The 24865-nt window shown below is 42.2% G+C and carries 24 protein-coding genes; 19 read left to right on the top strand and 5 right to left on the bottom strand.

From position 1 onward, the window contains the following. The first annotated feature begins 56 nt into the window (after positions 1–56). The 13 genes from J0X14_RS11120 (at position 57) to tsaB (ending at position 12472) form a co-directional block, all read left to right on the top strand. A complete protein-coding gene (locus tag J0X14_RS11120) occupies positions 57–689 on the top strand; it encodes a hypothetical protein (RefSeq protein ID WP_207097852.1) in 633 nt (210 codons plus the stop codon). Beyond that, positions 670–1413 carry an SCO family protein gene (locus tag J0X14_RS11115; protein ID WP_207097851.1) on the top strand — a complete coding sequence of 248 codons (744 nt, stop codon included), beginning with the start codon at positions 670–672 and terminating at the stop codon, positions 1411–1413. Before J0X14_RS11120 ends, J0X14_RS11115 begins: the two co-directional genes overlap by 20 nt. Further along, on the top strand, positions 1410–1943 hold the full coding sequence (locus tag J0X14_RS11110; RefSeq protein ID WP_410548704.1) for a DUF420 domain-containing protein: 534 nt from the start codon (positions 1410–1412) through the stop codon (positions 1941–1943). Before J0X14_RS11115 ends, J0X14_RS11110 begins: the two co-directional genes overlap by 4 nt. A 7-nt stretch (positions 1944–1950) precedes the next feature. Continuing rightward, a complete protein-coding gene (locus J0X14_RS11105) occupies positions 1951–2163 on the top strand; it encodes a hypothetical protein (protein ID WP_207097850.1) in 213 nt (70 codons plus the stop codon). 102 nt (positions 2164–2265) lie between these two features. Beyond that, positions 2266–3510 carry an ABC transporter permease gene (locus J0X14_RS11100; protein ID WP_207097849.1) on the top strand — a complete coding sequence of 415 codons (1245 nt, stop codon included), beginning with the start codon at positions 2266–2268 and terminating at the stop codon, positions 3508–3510. Between the two features lie 20 nt (positions 3511–3530). Next, positions 3531–4787: an ABC transporter permease gene (locus J0X14_RS11095; RefSeq protein WP_207097848.1), complete on the top strand. Its 1257-nt coding sequence runs from the start codon at positions 3531–3533 to the stop codon at positions 4785–4787. Between the two features lie 32 nt (positions 4788–4819). Next, positions 4820–5929 (top strand): efflux RND transporter periplasmic adaptor subunit, encoded by a 1110-nt coding sequence (locus J0X14_RS11090; RefSeq protein WP_207097847.1) that lies wholly within the window; start codon positions 4820–4822, stop codon positions 5927–5929. A gap of 101 nt (positions 5930–6030) precedes the next feature. Further along, positions 6031–6732: an ABC transporter ATP-binding protein gene (locus tag J0X14_RS11085; RefSeq protein ID WP_207097846.1), complete on the top strand. Its 702-nt coding sequence runs from the start codon at positions 6031–6033 to the stop codon at positions 6730–6732. Then, positions 6725–7957 carry an ABC transporter permease gene (locus tag J0X14_RS11080; protein WP_207097845.1) on the top strand — a complete coding sequence of 411 codons (1233 nt, stop codon included), beginning with the start codon at positions 6725–6727 and terminating at the stop codon, positions 7955–7957. Before J0X14_RS11085 ends, J0X14_RS11080 begins: the two co-directional genes overlap by 8 nt. A 1-nt stretch (position 7958) precedes the next feature. Beyond that, positions 7959–9221 (top strand): ABC transporter permease, encoded by a 1263-nt coding sequence (locus tag J0X14_RS11075; protein WP_207097844.1) that lies wholly within the window; start codon positions 7959–7961, stop codon positions 9219–9221. 38 nt (positions 9222–9259) lie between these two features. Next, positions 9260–10378, top strand: a complete 1119-nt coding sequence (locus tag J0X14_RS11070) for an efflux RND transporter periplasmic adaptor subunit (RefSeq protein ID WP_207097843.1) — start codon at positions 9260–9262, stop codon at positions 10376–10378. 50 nt (positions 10379–10428) lie between these two features. Continuing rightward, the gene (locus J0X14_RS11065; protein WP_207097842.1) at positions 10429–11778 is read left to right on the top strand and encodes a TolC family protein; all 1350 of its coding nucleotides are present in this window, start codon (positions 10429–10431) and stop codon (positions 11776–11778) included. Positions 11779–11794: 16 nt separating this feature from the next. Next, the gene (tsaB, locus tag J0X14_RS11060) at positions 11795–12472 is read left to right on the top strand and encodes a tRNA (adenosine(37)-N6)-threonylcarbamoyltransferase complex dimerization subunit type 1 TsaB (RefSeq protein ID WP_207097841.1); all 678 of its coding nucleotides are present in this window, start codon (positions 11795–11797) and stop codon (positions 12470–12472) included. Here the strand turns inward: tsaB and J0X14_RS11055 are convergent. The 4 genes from J0X14_RS11055 to J0X14_RS11040 all read right to left on the bottom strand — a co-directional run bounded on the left by J0X14_RS11055 (position 12469) and on the right by J0X14_RS11040 (position 16720). After that, positions 12469–13296, bottom strand: coding sequence for a mechanosensitive ion channel family protein (locus tag J0X14_RS11055; protein WP_207097840.1), 828 nt, complete (start codon positions 13294–13296; stop codon positions 12469–12471). The two genes, tsaB and J0X14_RS11055, sit on opposite strands and share 4 nt — an antisense overlap. Positions 13297–13375: 79 nt before the next feature. Further along, positions 13376–15490: a thioredoxin domain-containing protein gene (locus J0X14_RS11050; RefSeq protein WP_207097839.1), complete on the bottom strand. Its 2115-nt coding sequence runs from the start codon at positions 15488–15490 to the stop codon at positions 13376–13378. Between the two features lie 65 nt (positions 15491–15555). Further along, positions 15556–15756, bottom strand: coding sequence for a dodecin family protein (locus tag J0X14_RS11045; RefSeq protein ID WP_207097838.1), 201 nt, complete (start codon positions 15754–15756; stop codon positions 15556–15558). Between the two features lie 70 nt (positions 15757–15826). Beyond that, positions 15827–16720: a NifU family protein gene (locus tag J0X14_RS11040; RefSeq protein ID WP_207097837.1), complete on the bottom strand. Its 894-nt coding sequence runs from the start codon at positions 16718–16720 to the stop codon at positions 15827–15829. Between the two features lie 127 nt (positions 16721–16847). Here J0X14_RS11040 and J0X14_RS11035 point away from each other — a divergent pair, with 127 nt between their 5' ends. Further along, the gene (locus J0X14_RS11035) at positions 16848–17843 is read left to right on the top strand and encodes a type IX secretion system membrane protein PorP/SprF (RefSeq protein WP_207097836.1); all 996 of its coding nucleotides are present in this window, start codon (positions 16848–16850) and stop codon (positions 17841–17843) included. A gap of 58 nt (positions 17844–17901) precedes the next feature. Here J0X14_RS11035 and J0X14_RS11030 read toward each other — a convergent pair whose 3' ends face one another. Then, complete coding sequence (locus J0X14_RS11030; protein WP_207097835.1) at positions 17902–19071, bottom strand: vWA domain-containing protein; 1170 nt, start codon at positions 19069–19071, stop codon at positions 17902–17904. 197 nt (positions 19072–19268) lie between these two features. Here J0X14_RS11030 and J0X14_RS11025 point away from each other — a divergent pair, with 197 nt between their 5' ends. The 5 genes from J0X14_RS11025 to J0X14_RS11005 form a co-directional block, all read left to right on the top strand. After that, positions 19269–21485, top strand: coding sequence for a histidine kinase (locus J0X14_RS11025; protein WP_207097834.1), 2217 nt, complete (start codon positions 19269–19271; stop codon positions 21483–21485). Next, a complete protein-coding gene (locus tag J0X14_RS11020) occupies positions 21485–22216 on the top strand; it encodes a LytR/AlgR family response regulator transcription factor (protein WP_207097833.1) in 732 nt (243 codons plus the stop codon). The genes J0X14_RS11025 and J0X14_RS11020 overlap by 1 nt, the downstream gene beginning before the upstream one ends. Before the next feature lie 8 nt (positions 22217–22224). Beyond that, positions 22225–22740, top strand: coding sequence for a gamma carbonic anhydrase family protein (locus J0X14_RS11015; protein WP_207097832.1), 516 nt, complete (start codon positions 22225–22227; stop codon positions 22738–22740). Between the two features lie 47 nt (positions 22741–22787). Continuing rightward, on the top strand, positions 22788–23672 hold the full coding sequence (fabD, locus tag J0X14_RS11010; protein ID WP_207097831.1) for an ACP S-malonyltransferase: 885 nt from the start codon (positions 22788–22790) through the stop codon (positions 23670–23672). 145 nt (positions 23673–23817) lie between these two features. After that, positions 23818–24865: Calx-beta domain-containing protein (locus J0X14_RS11005; protein WP_207097830.1), on the top strand; the 1048-nt coding region annotated here is incomplete at its 3' end.

The following is a 24865-nucleotide window of genomic DNA, read 5'->3' as shown; positions in this document are numbered from 1 at the left end:
TAGTAAAAGACGGTTTTTCAACCGTCTTTTTTTATTTTTGTAAGGTTTAGAATGCTATGAAAAAAACCTTTGTTTTAGTAATCTTGTTCATCTTTCCGTTGGTGGCCTATCTCTTTTTCGCTTCCGGGATCAACAATTTTGGAAAACTGCCCATTTTAACGGAGAATGTACCTGATGTTTCCCAAATGGATCCTTCCACAACATTAAAGGGAAAAATTACCATCCTGGGTTTTTTGGGAAGTGATATTGAAGAACGAAAAGGCAATGCCTTCAACCTAAACCAAAAAATTTACAAGCGCTTCAGTGAGTTTCATGACTTTCAAATGTTGATGGTGGTGCCCGAAGCGAGCAAGGATCAGGTAGAATCGCTACGTAAAGAACTAAGTGAACTCTCAGATGCCCACAAATGGAACTTTGCTTTTGGAAGTGAAACGGATATTCGTAATTTCTTTGAAAGCTTGAAGACTGAGATCACTTTGGATTCGGATTTGTATACACCCTATGTGTTCATCATAGATAAAGACCAAAACCTAAGGGGTAGAAATGATGATGAAGATGAAGGAATCAAATACGGGTTCAATACTACATCTGTTGCAGAACTGAACAATAAAATGGAGGACGATGTTAAAATAATTTTGGCCGAATATCGTCTCGCTTTAAAAAAGAACAATGCCGACAGGAGCAAATAACAAGAAAAAGAACACCTACATCTGGGTATCCGCAATCATCCTAATTTTTGGAATTTTCGCAGTCTATGAAATTACCAAAAGGATCAAGAGCGGAACCATTGTGGAGAACGACCGAATGAGCGTTGGTGCAGGGCAAAGTAAAGTGGGTTTTGTGGTGAATCAGGGCCAAAAGCGAAAAGTACCTGCTTTCTCATTCCTCGATCAAGACAGTACCTTGGTCACCAATGAAGATTACCTTGGAAAAGTATATGTGGTCGAATTCTTCTTCACAACATGCCCCACCATTTGTCCCATAATGACCAAAAATTTGGTGGAGCTTCAAGATACCTTCAAGGAATATGACGATTTTGGTGTAGCATCCTTTACCATCAACCCCAGATACGATAAGCCATCAGTACTTAAAACGTATGCGGAGAAATACGGCATAACCGATAAGGATTGGCATTTAATGACGGGAGATCAAGAAGAGATTTATCTTCTGGCAGAAGAAGGATTTTACATTTTGGCCAATGAAGATGAAAGTGTGCCGGGCGGTTTTGAACACTCCGGTATGTTCGCACTGATCGATAAAAATGGGTATATTCGTTCCCGTGAAGATGAGCATGGCAACCCATTGATTTACTACAGGGGAACCATTACCGAAAAACAAGGGGTGAATGCTGATGGCGAGGCGCAGCAGATAACCTTTTTAAAAGAGGACATTAAGAAATTACTTGTAGAATGATGGAAGAGATTTCTATTAGAGAAAAGAAATTTAATAAGTGGATAACGGCCATATCTGTGGCAATCCCTTTGGTTGTGGCATTGTTGTTTGCATACAAAATACCCAATGCTGAACCTTTAAGCTTTTTACCCCCCATTTATGCAAGCATAAATGGCATTACTGCTATTTTATTGGTGACTGCTGTTATTGCTATTAAAAATGGTAGAAGGTCGTTGCACCAAAAATTGATGACCACCTGCATATTTTTATCGGCCTTGTTTTTGGTCATGTATGTGGCCTATCATATGACTTCTGAAACTACCCTTTATGGAGGTGAAGGAAACATAAAATATGTCTATTACTTTATTTTAATGACCCATATTGTGCTTTCCATTTCGGTGATTCCATTGGTGCTGATTACCTATTCAAAAGTGTATTTGGATGATTTTGAAAGTCACAGAATGTGGGCCAAGTATACCTTTCCCATTTGGCTCTATGTGGCGGTGACCGGGGTCATTGTCTACCTTATGATTTCGCCCTACTATCAATAGGAAACCTATGAAAGCTAAACTTTTCTGGATATTTGTATTACTGTTGGTTTTACCATGTACGGTGGAGGCCCAGTGCGCCATGTGCAGGGCAGTGGTGGAAAGTGAAGCTGATGGAAGTACCGCAGAAGGAATCAACAACGGTATTGTATATCTAATGGCCATACCCTATGTTTTGGTGGCTGGCCTCTTCTATTTTATTTACCGTAGGATGCGAGGGTGAAACTTTTTGGGAAAATTTCTTTTCCCAAAAGTGTAACAAACTCAAAATGATGAAGTCCTATAAGTGTACCTTAGCGTACTTCATCAATCAAAACACCGACCTATGTTCGATATTGAACGATGGCAAGAGATATTCGATACCATCCGAAAGAACAAACTGCGAACTTTTTTGACCGGTCTCTCGGTTGCCTCCGGGATATTCATTCTTGTTATCTTATTGGGCTTTGGCCAAGGTATGCAAAATGGTATTGAGCATGAGTTTAAGCAAGATGCCTCTACCAGTGTTTGGGTTTGGCCCGGCATAACTTCAAAAGAATATAAAGGACTTAATCCAGGCAGACGCATCCAGCTGGTTAACGAAAACATTGATAAGGCGAGCGCCATGTTCAATGAAACCATTGAATACGAATCAGGACGAGTATTTGTTGGTGGGATTAGCGTAAACTATGGTAAGGAAGCTTTGGTGTATGGCGTTCAAGGCGTAAGCTCCGACTTCCAGTTTATAGATAATGCGTCTATGGTAGAAGGCCGATTTATCAATTATCAAGATGAGGTGTCCACTGGAAAAGTGGCCATTATCGGAAATAAAATCAAAAAGGATGTTTTTAATGAGGTAGAATCTCCCATTGGTGAGTTTATTGATTTTTCCGGGATTCCCTTTAAGGTCATTGGGGTGTTCAGTGAAATGGAGGATCGTGAGGAGGAAGTGATCTATATCCCAATTACCACGGCCCAACGCGTCTTCAATGGAGGAGATAGGATAAACACCATGTCCTATACACTTCCACCGGTGGAGAATTTTGATGAAGCCGTGGCTCAGTCCATTACCTTTAAAAATAATCTTAGGGAATATTTACAGCAAGCCCATACCATCGCTCCAGATGATACAGGGGCCATAGGTGTCTGGAGTGCCTTGGAAGAGGCCAAGCGCTATTACGGGTTGACGAACAACATTAAGCTGTTCTTTTGGTTTGTGGGAATCTGTACCATCATTGCTGGGGTAGTGGGGGTGAGCAATATTATGCTGATTGTGGTCAAAGAACGAACCAGGGAAATTGGGATTAGAAAGGCATTGGGAGCCAAACCATGGTCCATTATTGCAATGATTCTGCACGAATCCATTTTTGTCACGGCCATTTCCGGTTTTACAGGACTTATTTTTAGTATGGCCTTATTGGAGTTGGTGGGGCCCAATGTTGAGATTGATTATGTGAAGAACCCTTCGGTAAACTTCAATGTGGCCTTTTCAACGGTACTCGTCCTTATTTTGGCAGGTACTTTGGCTGGTTTTGTGCCTGCATGGCGGGCTGCCAAGGTCCAGGTAATTGAATCATTACGGGATGAATAAGAAACGGAAAAGCTTGTACCATGTTCAATAAAGATAGATGGCGCGAAATACTGGAAGTGCTCACCACTAACGTGTGGCGTACCATATTCACTGCTTTTGGAGTCTGCTGGGGCATCTTTATTCTCATTGTGTTATTGGCTGCGGGCAAAGGTCTCGAAAATGGCATTAAACAGGATTTTGGGGACATAGCCACCAACACTATGTTTATGTGGACAAGGGCCACCACCAAACCCTACGAAGGCTTGCCAAAGGGTAGAAGTTTTGAATTTAAGATCAGCGATGTGCAGGCCATTCAAGACAATGTTCCCAATATGCGATTTATCTCGCCCAGAAACCAGTTAGGTGGATTTCGGGGATCTAACAACGTAGTTCGCGGGATAAGAACAGGAGCTTATAATGTGTACGGAGATTATCCGGAAATTATCAACCAAGACCCCATGACGGTCACCTCTGGGCGGTTTTTAAACTTCAACGACATTCAGGAGAAACGAAAAGTTGCCATTATTGGACAAGGGGTCAAAAACGACCTTTATGATCAGGATGAAGAGGTTTTGGGGACCTATATCAAGATTCAAGGGGTCAATTTTATGGTGATTGGCACCTATAAAAAGAACGATAGTGGAAATGGCGAAGAAGGACAAAAAGAAATTTTTGTGCCCTTTACCTCATTTTCCCAAGCTTTTAATAGAGGTGAAAATGTAGGATGGATGGCCATTACAGCAAAAGACGGTAGTTCCATATCCCAACTAAAGGAGAAGATTGTCAAAGTAATGAAGGAAAGGCACAAAGTGCACCCGGAGGATACCCGCGCCATAGGATATTTTGATCTGTATGAGCAGTACAACCGAGTGGAAAGTCTTTTTGGAGCCCTAAAAGGAGTGGCCTACATTGTTGGAATCATGGTTTTGCTCTCTGGAATCATCGGGGTGAGTAATATTATGCTCATTGTGGTGAAGGAACGTACCAAAGAAATAGGGATACGTCGCGCCTTGGGAGAACAACCTTGGTCCATCAAAAAACAAATACTCATGGAATCTATATTCCTTACAATAATTTCAGGGATGGTGGGAATTATTTTTGGTTCCTTGGTCATTTACGGAATCAATTCTTTATTAGATAGTGTGGGACCTGTGGATATGTTCATGAATCCAAGTGTGAGTATAGGGGTTGTCAGCGGGGCATTGCTCATACTAACGATATCCGGGCTTTTGGCAGGGTTCATTCCGGCCCAAAGTGCCATCAGGGTGCGCCCCATTGAAGCATTACGAACAGAATAAGAAATCAATCAATCAAAATTAGTTAGATAAACATGAAAAAATCGGTAACCATTATCATCCTGTTGCTCATCGTCATCGTATTCGGGGGCTCCATGTACTATTTGTACTCAAAAAATGCAGAGGATCCCGTGGTATATGAAACTGAGGAACCTTCCAAGCAGACCATAGTTAAAAAAGCTGTGGCCACAGGTAGCATCCTTCCTTTGGAAGAAGTTTTGATCAAACCCAATATTTCGGGTGTTATTGAGGAAATCTATATTGAGGGAGGTGATTATGTGAAATCAGGTGATCTATTGGCCAAAATAAAGGTTGTGCCTAATCTTTCTGCATTGAACGATGCCAAAAATGCCATTGACGAAGCCAAAATCAATCTGGATGATCAAAAAAGAAATTATGAACGTCAGTTGACACTTTTCAACAAAGGTGTTATCTCCAAAACCGATTTGGAGCGGGCGCAGGTCTCCTACGATCAGGCCAAGCAATCGTATGGTGCGGCCAACAAACGGTATGATATTGTACAGACCGGAACCACCAGTGGCCTTAGCAATGCCGCCAATACCATGATCCGGGCCACCGTAAGCGGTATGGTGCTGGAGGTGCCTGTTGAGGTGGGGAACCAGGTTATTGAGGCGAATAACTTCAATGAAGGAACAACCATCGCTGCCATTGCCGATGTGGACAAAATGATTTTTGAGGGCAAAGTAGATGAATCCGAAGTGGGGAAAATAAAAGAAGATTTACCCTTGGAAATCACTGTAGGTGCCATTGAAAACAAAGTCTTTGATGCGGTTTTGGATTATATAGCACCAAAAGGAAAGGAAGAAAATGGCGCTATTCAATTTGAAATCAAGGGCAGTCTCAAAAAACTTGATACTACTTTTATAAGAGCGGGACTCAGTGCCAATGCTTCCATTATTTTGGCTCGGGCCGATAGTGTATTGGCTGTTAAAGAAGCTTTGGTTCAATTTGATGATGATACCAAAAAGCCTTTTCTGGAAGTAGAAACTTCGGAACAAAAATTTGAACGTAGGGATGTGGAACTTGGTGTTAGCGATGGTATTTATGTTGAGGTAAAATCGGGTGTCAGCGTAAACGACAAAGTAAAAGTTTGGAACGCTATTGAGCCCGAACCATCAAATTAGTAATCATTTAACATAAAATTTCAATACTATCTTGTAACATTTTAACAACTTGTATGTCTTACTTGCAGAAGTTAAAAACTAGATAGCTAACATCACCAATCATGATAGAAATCAAAGATCTTCATAAATCCTATAAAATGGGGAGCAATTCCCTTCATGTTTTAAAAGGGATAAACTTTAAAGTAGATGATGGGGAGCTGGTAGCCATAATGGGGTCTTCGGGATCGGGTAAATCAACCTTGTTGAACATATTGGGAATGTTGGACGGAGCTGATTCTGGCGAATATACCTTGGACGGTGTCCCAATCAAAAATTTAAGTGAGACCAAAGCTGCTCAATACCGGAACAAATTCTTGGGCTTTGTTTTTCAATCCTTTAACCTTATCAATTACAAAAGTGCCCTAGAAAATGTGGCCCTTCCCCTATACTACCAAAAAGTACCCCGAAAAGAGCGTCAGGAGAAAGCCATGCAATATTTAGATCGGGTAGGTCTAAAACCATGGGCCAATCATCTGCCCAGCGAATTGTCTGGAGGGCAAAAACAACGGGTGGCCATTGCGCGTGCCATGGCTGCAGAGCCCAAAGTCCTCTTGGCAGATGAACCTACAGGTGCCTTGGACAGTAAAACGTCTTATGAGGTGATGGACCTCATCCAAAAAATAAATGATGACGGCAATACCATTTTGGTGGTGACCCACGAAGAGGACATCGCTCACATGTGTAAACGTATTGTACACCTAAAGGATGGTGTTATTGTAGAAGACAAGAAAATTGAACAAGTAAGGGCAGAACAGTATGTTTGATCGGGATATTTGGCAGGAAATTTTCCACAGCATCAAGAACAACAAGCTGCGTACCTTTTTAACGGGCTTCTCCGTGGCGTGGGCCATCTTTATTTTGGTACTGTTGTTGGGTTCGGTAAATGGCATGAAGAATGGATTTACCGGTCAATTTGCTGATGATGCCAATAATTCCATTATTATCCGTACTGGGTCTACCTCCAAAGCGTATGCTGGTTTTGAAGCCGATCGTAGGATTCAGCTTCGTAACGATGATGTCGAATATATCAGTAAAAGTTTTCCAAAGGATGTGGAATACATCACCCCGGTCATGTTCAAAGGTGCTACCACCCGATATAAATCTGAAACTGGAAGTTATAGTCTAAGAGGCGTTAATCCAAACTATCTGCTCATTGACAAGACACGACTTACAGAAGGTAGGTATATAAACGATAATGACTTGTACAAGAGTTCGAAAGTCGCCGTAGTTGGAAAAAAAATAGTGGAGGATCTCTATAAAAAAGATTCTGTTTTGGGCAGTTTTCTAGAAATCAATGGACTTCCTTACAAGGTTATAGGGGTTTTTGAGGAAGAAGGCAGGGATGACAATGCGGAAAGAACCATTTATGCCCCAGTTACCACTATGCAACGGATTTATGGTCAAACCGATGAAATCAACCAGATTTCACTCACCTATAATCCCAATTTTGACCTTACGCAGGCCTTGAGTTTTTCGGAACGATTGGAAAATCTGCTGAAAAGAAGGCATAAAGTAGACCCTGATGACCAAGCTGCTGTTCGGGTGTTCAACTATGCACAGATTTTCTCAGACATCTCCAACTTTACAACGGGCCTAAGTACCATGAGTATTATTGTTGGTGCGTTGATTTTGCTGGCAGGAGTAGTGGCCATTGGCAATATCATGGTGTTTATCATAAAAGAAAGGACCAAAGAGATCGGGGTAAGAAAAGCATTGGGAGCCGAGCCATGGCAAATCATAAAATTGGTATTGCTCGAGTCTATCTTTACAACAGTATTGGCCGGATTTTTCGGGATGCTCTTCGCATCATTGATATTAGGGATTATTGGTCCCAACATTGACACACCGGCATTTGCGAATCCGTCGGTGAGTATTTCAACAGTAGTTACGGCAACCATCATTTTGGTGGTGGCTGGGGTTTTGGCAGGGTTGATTCCCTCTATAAAAGCAGCAAACGTAAAACCAATAGTAGCATTAAGCGATAAATAGCATGTGGTTATTCGATAGAGATTTATGGAGTGAAGTGTTCAATACCTTGGGTAAAAATATCTTTAGGACCATTTTGACCATGTTGGGGGTGGTCATTGCCATGATCATATTGATTTTGTTATTGGGAAGTTCCAATGGCATGTCCAATATGTTTCAAAACGTATTTGCAGGAACAGCGTCCAATAGTCTGTTTGTCTGGGCCCAAAGCACTTCCGAACCGTACAAGGGATTTGAGCGGGGGCGAAGAATCCAATTCCATATGGAAGATGCTGAAATTATTAAAGAACAAATCCCTGAGATTGAGGTATTGGCCCCTAGGATTGAGCTGGGCTCGCATAGAGGCGTAACCACCGTTTACAGAAATGGGAGAACCAGTGGGTCAGCGGTATATGGAGATTATCCGGTTATTGATGAGGTGACCAAGAAAAAATTGGTAGAGGGAAGGTTCCTGAACAATACGGATATTGAAGCCTCCAAAAAAGTCTGTGTCATTGGGGAGGAAACCTATGAACTCCTTTTCGACAAAGATGAGACTGCCATTGGGGAAGATGTGCGTATCAATGGGGTTTTCTTTACCGTAGTTGGGATTTATAAGCCCAATGACAATGTCAATATCGATGGGGAAAATGCGGTTTTCATTCCGTTTTCAACCTTCCAAAAAGCCTTTGGTTCTGGAGATCGGTTGGGATGGATGGCCATTGCGGTACAAGAAGATACCAAAGTGCCGGTGGTAGAACAGAAAATCAAAAAATTATTGAAGACCAAATACGATATCCATCCAGATGATGATAGGGCAATAGGCAGTTTTGATATGTCGGAAATCTTCAATAATGTCACCACGTTTACCTCTGTACTGAAAGGTGTTTCCGGCTTTATCGGGTTCTTTACCCTGATAGCGGGAGTCATCGCCATTAGTAATATCCTTTTGATTACCGTTAAGGAGCGTACCAAAGAAATTGGGGTGAGAAGGGCATTGGGGGCCACACCAAAAATTGTAAGGAGACAAATTATTTTGGAATCGATTGTAATGACCGTTCTTGCGGGGTTGATCGGATTTTCCATTGCCATCGGCATTTTGGCCATGATCAATGGCTTTTTGGGTGAGGGCGGCCAGGATGGCATACCCTTATTGAATCCGATGGTCAGTATTCCCCAGTTTTTGAAATCTTTTATTTCGATGGTCGGACTCAGTGTATTGATTGGATTGATTCCAGCAAACCGGGCGGTTCGTATTCGCCCCATAGAAGCATTGCGAGAAGAATAAGCATAAATAAAAAATAAACAACAATCAAATTTTAAATAATGAACAAGTACGTAAAATATGGCCTGATAGCAATTGGAGTCTTTGTGTTATTGGCCGCAGTGGTTTACTTTTTAAAGAAGAACAGTACTCCCCTGAAACTTTACGAGACCGAGACCGTTGAAAAAAAGGACATTACCAATAAAGTGGTGGTTACGGGCAAGGTGATTCCAGAGGAAGAAATTGAGATTAAACCTCAAATTTCAGGAATCATTGAGCAAATCTATTTGGAAGAAGGAGCCGATGTCAATGCCGGGGATTTGATCGCCGTAATCAAAGTGGTGCCCAATGAACAATCTTTGAACCAGGCAGCTGGAAGGGTGCGAAATGCTGAACTCTCCTTGAACAATGCCAAAATTGAGTACGACCGAAACAAAGCCTTGTTCGATAAGGGAGTCATCTCAAGCCAAGATTTCAACAATTTAAAACTTACTTACGATCAAGCGGTGCAAGAACTGGAAAATGCCAGGGCGGATTATCAAATTATCCGTAAAGGTTCCGCCGGAGGCTCATCCAGTGCCAACACCAATATCCGGGCAACCGTAAGTGGTACCATCTTGGAAATTCCTGTTGAGGTTGGAGACCAAGTAATTCAGAGTAACAATTTTAACGACGGTACCACCATCGCCACTATTGCTGATATGAACAAAATGATTTTTGAAGGTGAGGTAGATGAAGCGGAAGTGGGCAAATTGAAACTCGGCATGCCCCTGGTCATTAGCATGGGCGCTTTGGATAAAGTGACTTTTCCGGCCAAATTAAAGTTCATAGCACCCAAGGGTGTGGAAGAAGAAGGCGCGGTACAGTTCAAAATTGAGGGTGATTTGGAAGTGAACGACAGTACCAATGTTAGGGCTGGTTATAGTGCCAATGCTTCCATAGTACTTGAAGAAAAGAAAGATGTCCTATCTATCAAAGAAGCCCTTTTGCAATTTGATAAGGATAGTGATGACCCGTATGTTGAGGTGCAAACAGGTGAAAATGAGTTTGAGAAAAGAGATGTCGAGTTGGGAATTAGCGATGGTATTGATGTAGAGATTCTTTCCGGTTTGGGTGAGGATGACAAGATTAAGGTGTGGAATAGACTTGAAAAGAAAAGCGAAGAAGATTCCAATAGCTAATGGGTCAACCAGAAACAGAAATCAAAAAACGATAATAAATCAAAAAACGAATGAAACTTAGTTTAACGACCTTACTATTGCTGTTCACCATATGTGTTTCCCATGCGCAAATGCGCAAATGGACTTTGCAGGAATGTGTGACCTATGCAGTGGAAAATAACCTGACCGTACAACAATTTGAACTGGATTTAGAGAACGTACAAATTGATAGATCAGATGCCTTGGGGGATTTTCTTCCATCCTTGAATGGAAACACAACGGCATCGAGCAATACTGGATTTTCCATTAACCCATCGACCAACTTGCCTACCAATAGTACGCAATTTAATATGAACATGGGAGTGAGTTCCAATATTACGTTGTTCGATGGACTCCGAAATATCAACAGATACAATCGGGCTAAAATGAGTGCCATTGCCAATCAATACCGTTTGGATAATCTAAAGGATGATATTCGGCTGAATGTGGCCAATGCCTATTTGCAAGTACTTTCCAACAAAGAGCAATTAAAGACCTTTAGAGCCCAATATGCGGTCACTGAACAGGATTTGAATCGAACCAAGGAATTGGTGGAATCCGGTGTGGTACCCAGGGGTGACCTATTGGAAATTGAGGCCACAGCTGCTAACCAAGAACAACAAATAATCAATGGTGAAAGCTTGGTGCTGATTGCCAGGGTAAATTTGGCACAATTGCTTCAAATAACCGATTACGAAAACTTTGATATTGCTGAAGAAGAGTTCGAAATTCCACCATCTGATATTTTGGACAATTCAGCAAAAGTCATTTTTGATAAGGCGTTGACTTTTAGAAATGATATCAAACTATCACAGTCCAATGTAGAATTAGCAGAACAGGACCTTAAAATTGCCAAGGGAGCTTACTACCCAACTATTTCTGGATTCTTCCAATATGGAACACGTTATTCTGATATCACTTTAATTCCAAATGGTAGCGGTGGTGTTTACACTCCTGGTTTTACCGATCAGTTATGGATTTTGGACGGTGTCAGTTATGGTGCACAATTAAGTGTTCCAATATTCAATGGATGGAGTACCCGCAATGGAGTAAAACGATCTAAAATAAGCTTGGAAAAGGCCAAATTACAGTTCGAGCAAGATAAATTGGATTTGGAAAACACCATTCAACAAGCTTATGTCGATGTAAATACATTTGAAAAGGCCTATACCGCTGCAGAAAAGACATTGGAAGCGCGCACACTAGCTTATGAATATGCCAAGGAACGATATGAAGTGGGCTTAATGAATGCTTTTGATTTTAGTCAGGCACAGGCAAGGGTAGATAATGCACAAGCTGATGTAATCCGTACCAAGTACGATTATATCTTCCGATTAAAAATATTGGAGTTCTACTTTGGTCTTCCCATTTCTTTAAACTAGTATCTTTGTGGCCGCTATGGCCATAATACTCAATTTAGAAACAGCAACGACCAATTGTTCGGTTAGTATTTCCAACGGGGATGAGGTAATTCTCCTAAAGGAAAACAATGCGGTAAACTATTCCCATTCAGAGCAATTACATGTATTTATCAAAGAAGTCTTGCAAGAGGCTTCTTTGTCGTTTTCAGATTTAGATGCCATTGCTGTCAGCAAAGGGCCTGGTTCTTATACAGGCCTTCGCATTGGGGTTTCTGCAGCCAAAGGATTGTGTTTTTCGCTGGATTTGCCCTTGATTTCCGTTCCTACCTTGGAGAGTATGGCGCATCAGGTGCAATTACAAGAAGGAGAATTGGTGATTCCAGTACTGGATGCCCGACGTATGGAGGTCTATTCGGCCGTATTCAATCATCAATATGAAGAAATTAGGGAGACCCGTGCAGAAATCATCGATGAAAATTCCTTTACCGACTATGCTTCTGAACATAAAGTATGTGTAGTGGGCAGCGGTGCCGAAAAATGCAAGGAGATATTGGGACATTCCAACTTCCAATTTGATGCCTCCATAGTTCCATCAGCAAAAGAAATGGCCCCTATTGCCTTTGAAAAGTACGAGAAGGGCCAGTTTGAGGATGTAGCCTATTTTGAACCGTATTACCTAAAGGATTTTGTAATTCAATCCAAAAAGAAAGCTTAATCTGTTGGTGCTTGATGCATAACCCGTTGTGGGAAGGGAATCTCAATTCCAGCGGCATCGAAACGTAGTTTGGTCTCTTCGATCACATAAAAGTGTGCCGGCCAGAACACTTCATTGGGTGCCCAAAAACGTAATGTCAGGTTTACCGAACTATCGCCCAATGCCCCCACATATACTTCTGGAGCAGGCTCTTTGAGGATATTTTCATTATCTGCACAGATTTGAAGCAAAATTTCTTTAGCTTCCTTGATATTGGAACCATAGCCAATACCTACATCAATTTTATCCCTTCTGTTGTTTTCCATGTTGTAGTTAACAATGTTTCCGTTGGACAATTGCCCGTTGGGAATAATGGCCACTTGATTGCCAAAGGTGTTCAATTTGGTATTGAAGATGGAAATTTCTTTTACGGCACCGTCAACACCTTGGGCCGATATCCAATCCCCAACCTTAAAAGGTTTAAAAATGAGGATGAGCACCCCTCCGGCAAAATTGGCCAAAGAACCTTGCAAGGCCAAACCAATGGCCAGACCGGCAGCACCCACAATGGCTACCAATGAGGAAGTTTTTACACCCAATTGGGTAATTACAAGTACAAAAAGCAAAGCTTTTAGCGCTATACTGAAGAAACTTTGTAGAAAGGTTTCCAAGGTTTGGTCATAATCCTTTTTCTCAAAAAATCGTCTTATGAGTTTGTTGATAAACCGTATGATCCATAAACCAATGATAAAAGTAATGATGGCCAGAAGTATATTGGGCAAAACCCCTATGGCCCATTCAACACCTTTATCAATATACTCTTGGTAATTTTTTATTTCTTCCATAACTAAATTTTGTTTCCTGATAACTTAACTGAAAATCTTCTAATATTCAAGGATGCCCCTTTTAAACAATTGTTAACCTTTAGCGGAACGATTTGATTTGCTCTAAAACCTTATCAGAAGAGGTCACGGGCAATTTACAGGTTCCCTCAATACAGACGTAAGCATAGGTTTCCCCATCTACGTACCTATTTTCCAATAATTCCAGGTTTCCTTCTTGTTTAGATCCTACTAGAATGCTATTGGGTAAATAGGTGCTGGCGACTTCTTTGCCCAAAGTTTTATAGTTTTCGCCCACAAGGGCAATTTCGTAGAAATTTTGATTTTCATACAGGACTACGTGCAACCAATTCGCAAAACCTTGGGCACTGGTATCAAAGTCTTTTTGCACATTGATGACCATCTGCTTGGCAATGTCTCCGTAGCCTTCATCAGGATACAGTTTATGAAACTTCAGTAAGTTTTTGGCCATAATGGAGTTGGAGGCGGAAATAACATTGTCGTTGGTTTCAATACTTCTACGAATCAAGGAGTGGTCTTCATCCGAAGTAAAGAAGAACATGCCTGATTCCTTGTCCATGAAATGGACTTTGGTGTAGTCCAACAATTTTTTGGAATGATTGAGCCATTTTTCATCAAAAGTGACTTCGTATAGGGCCAAATAGGCTTCAATGACGGAAGCATAATCCTCTAAAAAGCCATTGATGCTGCTCTTTCCTTCTTTATGATTTCTGAAGAGTGAATGATCCTCTTTGATCATTTCAGTTTCAATGAACTTTGCATTTTTTAAGGCCATATCCAAATAGGCATCATTGCCCAAGTAGCGATAGGCATCCACCAATCCCTTTAACATCAATCCGTTCCAAGAGGTCAAAATCTTATCATCCAATCTAGGTTTGGAGCGTTTAGCCCTTTCTTCCTTGAGAATTTTTCGGGCACTGTCCATTTTCGTTTTCAACTCAGCAACTGAAATGTTGAATTTTTCGGCAATTTCTTCATCGGGCTTGTCTTTGATGAGTACATAATTCCCTTCCTCCCACAGGCCATAGGAATTGATGTTGTAATACGCTTCAAAAATGCTGTAATCCTCACCTAATAGTTGTGTCAATTGTTCTTTCGTCCAAACATAATAGGCACCTTCCTCAAGTTCGCCCTCTTCATTTAAACTATCGGCGTCCAATGACGAATAAAAACCACCATTTTCATCCCAAAGCTCTTCCTGAACAAAGGCTAAGGTTTCATCAACCACTTCTTTGTACATTTCATTTTTGGTGACCGCATACGCTTTGGCATACAAACTGGACAATTGCCCATTGTCGTACAACATTTTTTCAAAATGAGGTACGTGCCATGTAGTGTCCACCGCGTATCTGGAAAATCCACCACCCACATGGTCATAGACGCCTCCATAGGCCATTCTTCTGAGGGTGGTGTTCACTTGTTCCAAGAGCTCGGGTTTGTCGTTCGCAGTAGCGTAGTGCAATAAGAAATCCCAATTGTTGGGCATCATAAATTTTGGAGCCCGCTTATATCCCCCTAAAAAGGAGTCAAAATATTGGGACCAATTGGCCACTGCCACATCCAATTGCTCCAAGGTATATAAGTCAGAATCTTTGGCATTTTCCACTAGGTTGATGGCATGAATACCGCTGGCAAGGTCGGTGGCGTATTGGGTGACTCTTGCTTTGTCATTTTTATATAATTCCGTTAGTTGTTGTAGTGATTTCACCCAATTGTCTTTTGGAACATAGGTGGCACCCCAAAAGGGTCTTCCATCGGGCAGTGCTACAATATTGAGCGGCCAACCGCCATTTCCGGACATCATTTGGATGGCATCCATGTAGATTTGGTCTACATCAGGGCGTTCTTCGCGATCAATTTTAATGTTGATGAAATTCTCGTTCATCATTTGGGCCACTTCCTCATCTTCAAAGCATTCCTTTTCCATAACATGGCACCAATGGCAAGCGGCATACCCAATACTGATGAGAAGGGGTTTATCCTCCTTTTGGGCACGTTCCAAAACCTCGGGATGCCAGGCTTCCCAATTCACGGGATTGTGGGCATGTTGCAAAAGGTACGGACTGGTTTCGTTGATGAGGGCGTTGGTATGTTTGTGGGTCACTTTGTCGGATTTTTGCTTACAACCAAAGAAGAAAAAAGGCAAAACCAATACAATGGTGATTCTTTTTAGCATAGTATTCTTTTTGAACATAAAAAAAGCGCCCAATGCGGGCGCTATATTGTGCATTGCCCTTGGGGTTATTTCACCTCAAAGGTAATTTTAACGTTAACTCGATAATTATCGATTTTTCCGTCCTTAACCGTAGCGCTTTGCTCGTTGATATAGACGGAACGAATATTCTTAACCGATTTAGTGGCTTGGTCCAATGCATTTTTAGCTGCATCTTCCCAGCTTTTATCGGAATTTGCCAATACTTCTATTACTTTTAAAACTGCCATGGGTAGTGATTTTTAAATTTATTCAATTTAACAAAAATTGATCACAATTTTGGTAAGAATACCTTAAAAATCAGCCGTTCAGTGCCACAACTTCTCGGATTTTATCACCCATCATATTCTTCAACATGGTCTCAATTCCATTTTTGAGGGTGAAAGTGGAGGAAGGGCAACCACTGCATGCACCTTGAAGGATAACACTGACCGTCCGGCTCTCTTCTTCATACGACTGAAACATAATGTTTCCGCCATCACTTGCAACCGCAGGCTTCACGTATTCCTCCAAAATATCAATGATTTGCTGTGAAGTGTCATCATATTGTATTTGTGAAGCACCTTGGACACTCTCTTTGGTCTTTTCAATGGCCTGGGCAGTAACGGCTTCCTTGCCATCACCCAAAAAGTCTCTGATAAACTCACGGAGTTGCATGGTGATTTCCTCCCAATCAGCCATTTCATATTTTGAGACGGATACATAGTTCTCATCAAAAAATACCTCTTTTACAAAAGGAAATTGAAAGAGTTCCTTGGCCAAAGGGGAATCCTTGGCCTCATCAATATTTTTAAACTCAAACGTAGTAGGCACAATGCGTTTGTTGCAAACAAACTTCATGGCGGCCGGGTTAGGTGTCACCTCGGCATAAACCGTAACGGGCTCTTTTTTCTGGGTCAGTTCCTCATGAACCACAGGCTCACCGGCATTAAGATATTCCACCAATTGCTGGGCTACTTCATCCTTTACATCATTCCATTCCACAATGTCATACCGCTCCAAAGCAATAAAGTTTCCGGAAATGTAGACCGTTTTAATAAATGGAAGATAAAAGAGTTGTTGTGCCAAGGGAGAATTCTTGGCCTCATCTATATTTTTATATTCGTAATTTCCCTTGACCAAAAAATGATTGGCTTCCAATTTAATGATCTTTGGGTTATTGGTGGCGACTATGGTGATATTGTATTCTTTCATGACGAATCTTTCTGCAAAAATACCAATAGTTGCGTTGCATTACAAAATAATATAATAATGTAGTACATGAACCGTTATGTTTATGTTTAATAGTGTTTAAACCTCAATCACAGCCCAAAATCGTCACATGAGACGCTACCTAACCTCAATCATCATCACCCTGTTTTTTGGGCTATCAGCAAAAGCTCAGGAAGGTATCCCCGTTTATTTTGATTATTTGGCGGATAACTACTATTTGGTCTATCCCTCAATGGCAGGGATTGCCGAGGGAACCAAGATACGTCTAACTGCCCGTAAGCAATGGTTCAATGTGGACGAGGCACCTAGTTTGCAGACGTTCAACATCAATTCCAGAGTGGGGTCAAAAAGTGGTGTTGGTGGAATTATTTTCAACGATGCCAATGGCTATCACTCCCAAACCGGATTTAAGGCCACGTATGCACACCATTTACAATTGGCTGGGGATTTTAGAACCCTGAACCAATTGTCTTTTGGATTGAGTGCCGGGGTGATATTGAGTAGTTTGGATGAAACCGAATTTAGATCTGTAATTCCTGACCCCGTGATTACTGGGGTGAAAAATACCACCAGTTATTTTAATGTGGATTTGGGGGTTTCCTACAATATTTTTGAGTTCTATGCCCATGCCGCCATCTTGAACATTTTAGGAAGTGGCCGTGATCTTTACAGTGCTGCCCGATTTGATAATATAAGAAGGTATTTGTTGTCGGCAGGGTATGTTTTTGGAAAGAGTACACGGATAGAGCCTTCTATCTTGTTCCAAATGACTGATTTTACCAAGGAGAAGACCATCGATATCAATGCGAAGGTCTATAAAGATGTAAGTTTTGGGACCATTTGGGGTGGATTGTCGTACAGAAGGAGTTTCGATGGTGCTCAATTTCAGACCAATGGTGGTTTTGGGGAACAGCGGTTACAATTGTTCACACCCATTATTGGGGTAAATGTGAACCGGTTTTTATTTTCCTATAACTATTCCTATCAATCTGGCGATATTCGTTTTGATAATGGTGGTTTCCATCAAATTACCTTGGGGTATGACTTTGGACAAAGCGATCAAGGTAAACGTTACGACTGCTACTGTCCGGCGGCCAACAACTGAAAATGGCCTATCGGTTTAGGATAGACCATTTTTCACTGTTCAACACTACAACTTACGTCTAATCCCAAGTATAGTTCTTTTTGGAAGCTTGTGTTTTGATGGCGCTCAACAACGCATTTTCCAATTCCCCTTTTTCTTCTTTTTGATGCTCGGCAATGTAGGCTTCACGCTTTGTGTTTAGTTCTTGGATTTCTTTTTGAATTTTTTCCCGCTCTGCCTTTTTTCCGTCCACATAGCTTTTGATCTCACTTTCTGATTTGCCTTGAAGTGCTGGAGGAAGGTCTTCTATTACCAATTCCGAAATGATTTCCTCATCTTCCTCAACGGCATCCACCAAATCCCATTGCGAGTTCTTGTACATCCGTGAACTTTTGCTCACTGACCTTTTTACCGCTACGGCAGCTTCCATTTCGGCCGCATTGCTATCTTGTGCACTCTGCATGGCCTTTTTTTCACGACCAAGGCTTCCATAAGAAATATAGGTGCTGTTCAATTTGGAGTTCAATCGGATAATGACATCATCATATGGGGTGGCAATGTGCACTACCTGTCTGTTGTGGTCAATGGCCATATAATCACCTCCGGTCAAAATAGCACCACTTTTCCATTGGGTAGAAATACCCTGCTCGTAATTACCGCAAAAAATAGTATTGACGATGACATCCTTTTCTTTGGCATTGTAGGCTGCATCCTTGTAATTGAGCTTTCCTTGGGTAAAGGGCTCGTTCCCTGCAATGAAAATCATTTTAAGGTCATCGGCATTTTTGCCCCAATCCAACTGTTTCAAAGAGGTTTGGATTACCTCACCACAATATTCTTCACCACCATTTGTGGTAAGGGAAAACAATTTTTCTGAAATCTCATCCAAATCGTTGCTAAAGCCGATGACCTGTCTAATATAGCCTTCCCTTGAGGATAAATTATCGTTTCCATACTCATAAAGGGCAATCTGAAGGGATGGTCTACTCTCGTTTCCACATTTGGCATGGGTAAATTCATTTACAATGTCCCAAAGTTGGGCTTTGGCCTGATTTATAAGACCATCCATGCTATTGCTCGTGTCCAACAAAAGGGCAATCTTCACATATTGCTTTGCTGGTTTTTCAGCGATGGATTTTGCAATCAATGTGGTGTTGACAGGTTCCGCTACCTTAAGATTACAACCATAGGATGTTCCCGTCACCGCTACAAAAAGTACTGTTCCGAATAGATGTTTCAAATATTTCATGATTCAATTTTTTTAGAATGATGCCCTAAAAGTATTTCCAACTTTTTTCAATAAAAATCCAGAATGAGTCAACGGGAACCTTTAGTGAGCCACTGGGCCAAATGGGTTTGTAAAGTGGAATTTTTGGGATGCTTTTAGGTGTTTTTCGCACTTGGTCCATTTTTTAATACGCTTGGGATGAACTAAGTTTACAATGCATGATTAAAAAGGGATACATACTATTCTTGTTGATGTTGACCTCCGTTGTGGCGTTTTCACAGGTGAACAGTGGACGTGTGGAGATGGACATTGAGGGCTCAGTGAAGGGAAAAGAGAATTTTTCCCCAATTTCCGGTGTTCAGGTTTCCACCGATCAGGGAAAGTACACCCGGACCAATGCATTTGGGGAGTTTACCATTAAGGCCGCAATAGGGGATATACTCATCTTTGAGAGCCCTGAATTTGAAACGGTACGGCATCGTATCCGTTCCAATGAAGATGTGGATGTTTTGGTTGAAGGATATGTTGTATCAAAGTCAACCAAAAAAGAAAAAAGGTCGACTTCTGGGGCCAGGGGAAGCATTGCAGGCCATCAACAGTTTTTGGACTCGGCCAACTTTTACAAGAGAACCAACCTCGAAAAAAGCATTGATTTTATTGCCCGTTCCATGGAGCCTTTGGGTGCATTGGGCAACAAAAGTGAATTGTCAGCTTCGCTCAGCACTTTGGGTGAAATCTACATGTACCATCAGCAATACGATCTGGCCATTGCCAACTTTAAGGATGCCCTTGCCGCCAGACCATCCAACAAAACAAAGCTCCTATTGGGAAAAACCTATGTGCTCAACGGTCAATTTGAAGAAGCAGAGTCTACATTATCCCCATTATTGGATGTGAAAAACATGGTTCCCTATCAACGAATTGAACTATATGAAGCATTGGGCGATGCCAACAAAGGTCTTTCCAATTCAAGAAAGGCACAAGATTTTTATCAAGAAGGACTTCAAGTGGCCGAGAAGAACCAAATATCGCCCAAAGTTATCGACTTAAACTCAAAAATAGCTGAAACCTATGCCAGTGAAAATAGGGTGGTTGAGGCAGAGGGGTTTTATCAGAACAGCTTAAACCTTTCAAGACAGGTAGCTCCAGAACGGTTGATTCAGGAAAGTGAACGTGTGGCAGATTTCTACAATCAAAAAAACCGCTATGACGATGAAATCCAACTACGCAAAAAAAGCTTGAACGAGCTACGTCAGTTGCCCCAGTCAAAAGTAAGTACGGAGAGTCGTGGCGTTTCGGCGGCGGATACCATTACGTCCCAACGCATCAACTACAAAATTGCCAGTGCCTACATTGCCCAGGACAAATTAGACGAAGCTATACCCTATTTGGAAAGAAGTATTGTAGAAGCCGATCAAGAAGATGACCTGGTAGTGCAAAAAGATGCTACCCGAAAACTGTCCGAAGTCTATCGGTACAAAGGGGACTTTTCCAAGGCATTGGAATCGTATCAGGATTATGTGGCCGTGGTGGACAGCCTGTATATCAGAAAGGAACAGGAAATTTCACGGGCCGCCCGATTCAATCGTGAGATTGCCAATACGCAAAACCGAATCTCAAGTTTGGAGCAAGAACGGGAACTTTCTCAAAGTAAGTACAGTTTGGCGGTAACGGAGCAACAGTTGTTCGAAGAGACCAGCAAGCGGCAAAAATGGATCATCTACTCTTTACTTTTTGGAATTTTGCTTACAGCGCTTACTGCCTTTTTGTTTTACCGAAGCAACAAGCAACAAAAGCTGGCCAACAATCTTTTGGCGTTAAAATCATTGCGCACCCAAATGAACCCGCATTTTATTTTCAATGCGCTCAATTCGGTAAACAATTACATTGCCAAGAGCGATGAGCGGAGTGCCAATCGGTTTCTCAGTGAATTTTCGGTGTTGATGCGCAGTGTATTGGAAAACTCAGAAGAAGATTTTATTCCATTATCAAAAGAATTGGAATTGTTGGAGCTCTATGTAAAATTGGAACATTCCCGTTTTTCGGACAAGTTCGATTACAACATCGATGTGGATAAACAAGTGGATATTGATGCGTTTCAAATTCCACCCATGTTGCTACAACCTTATATTGAAAATGCCATTTGGCACGGATTGCGGTACAAGGACGAAAAAGGATTCCTGAAGATTGCCTTAAAACAGCTCACGCCAAATTTGCTGGAAATTACCATCACCGATAATGGTATTGGTAGGAAAAAGTCTGCGGAACTGAAGACCAGCAATCAGAAAAAACAAAAATCAAAAGGGATGGGGAACATCAAGAAACGTATCCAAATCCTTAATGATATGTACAAAAACAAAGTTGATGTGTCCATTACCAACCTAAATGAGGATCAAACCGGGACCAAAGTGACCTTAAAGCTAAAGAAAGACTGATGGAACTACAGGCAATCATAGTAGAGGATGAGGCGAATAGCCGCGAAATCCTTCGGAATTACCTCAATAAATACTGTAAAGGGGTAAAATTGTTGGGCGAAGCGGCCAATATTGAAGAAGGAATTACCCTGATTCAAAAACATCAACCTGATTTGGTATTTTTAGATGTGGAAATGCCCTTTGGCAATGCATTTGACCTTTTGGATAAGATTCCCGACCGCACTTTTGAGGCCATTTTCGTCACAGCTTATAACCAATACGCCATGGATGCCCTTAACCATCATGCGGCCTATTATTTAATGAAGCCCATCAACATTGATGAACTGATCAAGGCAGTGGATTATGTAAAAGCCATCAAGGAAAAGGAAAATGCCCTCGAAGGGCAGGTGCTGAAAATTGCCCATATGAAGGCCGAGGGAAAAATTACCTTACCGCAACAAGATGGATTTCAGGTTTTGGAAGTGGGCGACATCTTTTTCTGCAAAGCCGATGATAATTACACCGAAATCTATTTGGAGCACAAGAAAATCTTGGTGAGCAAGACCCTAAAATATTTTGAAGAAGCCCTCCAGCCGCATGCTTTTGCCCGAATTCATAAATCCTATTTGGTAAATGTGGCCGAAGTGGTCAAGTACAAAAAGGGCAAGGGAGGTAGCGTGATTCTTTCCAATGGCAAAGAACTGTCCGTTTCCGCTTCCAAAAAGGCCGAACTTTTATCGTATTTTCAATAAAAAATTAAATGATACTCAAACCCGTCAGGGGGAAATCCCCAGAAATAGGAAAAGATTGTTTTATCGCCGAAAACGCCACCATTGTGGGCGAAGTGACCATGGGTGACCAGTGCAGTGTGTGGTTCAATGCTGTAATTCGGGGTGACGTGCACTACATTAAAATGGGAAACAAGGTAAATGTACAGGACGGCGCCGTAATCCATTGTACCTACCAAAAATCACCTACCAACATTGGAAACAATGTTTCCATTGGTCATAACGCCATTGTGCACGGTTGCACCATTAAGGATAATGTGCTGGTGGGTATGGGCAGTATAATTATGGACGATTGTGTGGTGGAGAGTAATTCCATTATCGCAGCAGGTGCGGTGGTGACCAAAGGCACCCATGTGGAATCGGGCAGTATTTATGCAGGTATGCCGGCCAAAAAAATCAAGGATATTAGTCCAGAATTGAGCTCAGGGGAGATAGATCGCATTGCCAATAATTATGTAACCTATTCCAGTTGGTTCAAGGAAGACTAAGAATCAAATAATCCCTATTTTTGAACCACTCAAAAAACTAGACTACTATGAACGCATATATTTTTCCAGGACAAGGCGCACAATTTGTTGGGATGGGATTGGACCTTTACGAAAACCATTCCGAAGCACAGGAACTGTTTGAAAAAGCCAACGAAATTTTAGGTTTTTCCATTACAGACACCATGTTTGAAGGAACCCCAGAAGATTTAAAACAGACGAAAGTAACCCAACCCGCTATTTTTCTGCACTCTGTGATTTTGAGCAAGGTATTGGGCGAGAGTTTTAAGCCCGATATGGTAGCAGGGCATTCCTTGGGTGAATTTTCCGCTTTGGTGGCCAACGGTACCCTCAATTTTGAAGATGGCCTCAAATTGGTATCCCAACGAGCATTGGCTATGCAAAAAGCCTGCGAAATAAAGCCCAGCACCATGGCAGCTGTTTTGGGATTGGAGGATGCTATCGTGGAAAAAATATGTGAAGAAGTCGAAGGAATTGTGGTTCCGGCCAACTACAACTGTCCCGGTCAATTGGTAATTTCCGGGGAAGTGGATGCGGTGAACATCGCCTGTGAAAAACTAAAAGAAGCCGGAGCCCGAAGGGCTTTGTTGCTTCCGGTGGGCGGTGCGTTTCATTCCCCTTTAATGGAACCCGCACGGGAAGAATTGGCGGCGGCCATTGAAGCGACCCAATTTAGTGCACCAACTTGCCCAATCTATCAAAATGTGACCACTACGGCCGTTTCCAATGCCGATGAAATCAAGAAAAATCTGATTCTGCAATTAACAGCTCCCGTAAAATGGACGCAAAGTGTGCAACAAATGGTCAAAGACGGGGCCAAAACCTTTGTGGAAGTAGGCCCAGGCAAAGTGTTGCAAGGTTTGGTGAAAAAGATCAACCCAGAGTCTGAAACCAGTTCTGCGGAAGTTTCCTAAATATGTGTTAGCCGTTTATCCGATTAAACGCAGATTTGAACCGATTGGGTATGGGGGTTAAATGCCTTTTTTGTAATATTGAGATTCCCAATCAACCAACCTAAAATGGCATTTACGAACGAAACTGAAACGCATTGATCAGGTAATGGTAACCTCCCAAAAAAAAACCTCAAAACAACCCTTTGCTGTCTATGGTAAGGGGGTATTCCTGTGTATAGCTTTTGTACTTTTTGGAGTTGGGATTAGTTTTGGGCAAACGGTTGATGTCCAGTTTTCTCAGGCCACTGGTTCGGACGATGAAGCAAACGGTGGTAATCTGCCAGTAGTTGTAGTTTCTGGAGGTAATCTTCTAGTTGATGCAACCGTTACCGTAACGGTTACAGGAGGCTCTGCAATTGCTGGTGATGACTACGTGTTTTCCAGCCCACAGGATATAGTGATTTCTGCGGCTGATTATACGACTCCTGCTAATTTTGCAATTCCTGGATTTTCTATAACAGACGATTCGGGCGTAGAACCTGATGAGGATATTGATTTTTCATTGTCGAGTTTGGATGTTACGGTTAATTTGGTTGCGCCAACTACAACAACCTACACGATTACAAATGATGATGATTTTTCCGCGACGATTCTGGCCAGTGACGACACGGCCACGGAGAGTCCTTTGACCACGGGCGAGTTCACGGTCAGCCTAGATGCGACGAACAATACGGGTTCCCCGCTAACGGTGAACTTCACGGTTGGCGGCGATGCGACCTCCGGGAGCGATTACACGGGCATCGGCACGAGCGTTGCCATCCCCGATGGGTCTGACCAGGCGACAATAACGATCACCCCCGTCAACGATACCGATGTCGAGGCGGACGAGACGGTCACGGTTACCCTGGCTGCGGGCACGGGCTACACGGTCGGCGCGCCTTCCAGTGACACGGTCACCATAGAAAGCGAGGACGTTGCCCCTGACCCGGTTGCGACGATAACGGCCAGTGACGACACTGCCACGGAGAGTCCTTTGACCACGGGCGAGTTCACGGTCAGCCTAGATGCGACGAACAATACGGGTTCCCCGATAACGGTGAACTTCACGGTTGGCGGCGATGCGACCTCCGGGAGCGATTACACGGGCATCGGCACGAGCGTTGCCATCCCCGATGGGTCTGACCAGGCTACGATAACGATCACCCCGATAGACG

The organism is Allomuricauda sp. CAU 1633 (assembly GCF_017313225.1).
In the GTDB taxonomy this organism is placed as follows: Bacteria; Bacteroidota; Bacteroidia; order Flavobacteriales; family Flavobacteriaceae; genus Flagellimonas.
This window is presented reverse-complemented; position numbering and strand designations above follow the sequence as displayed.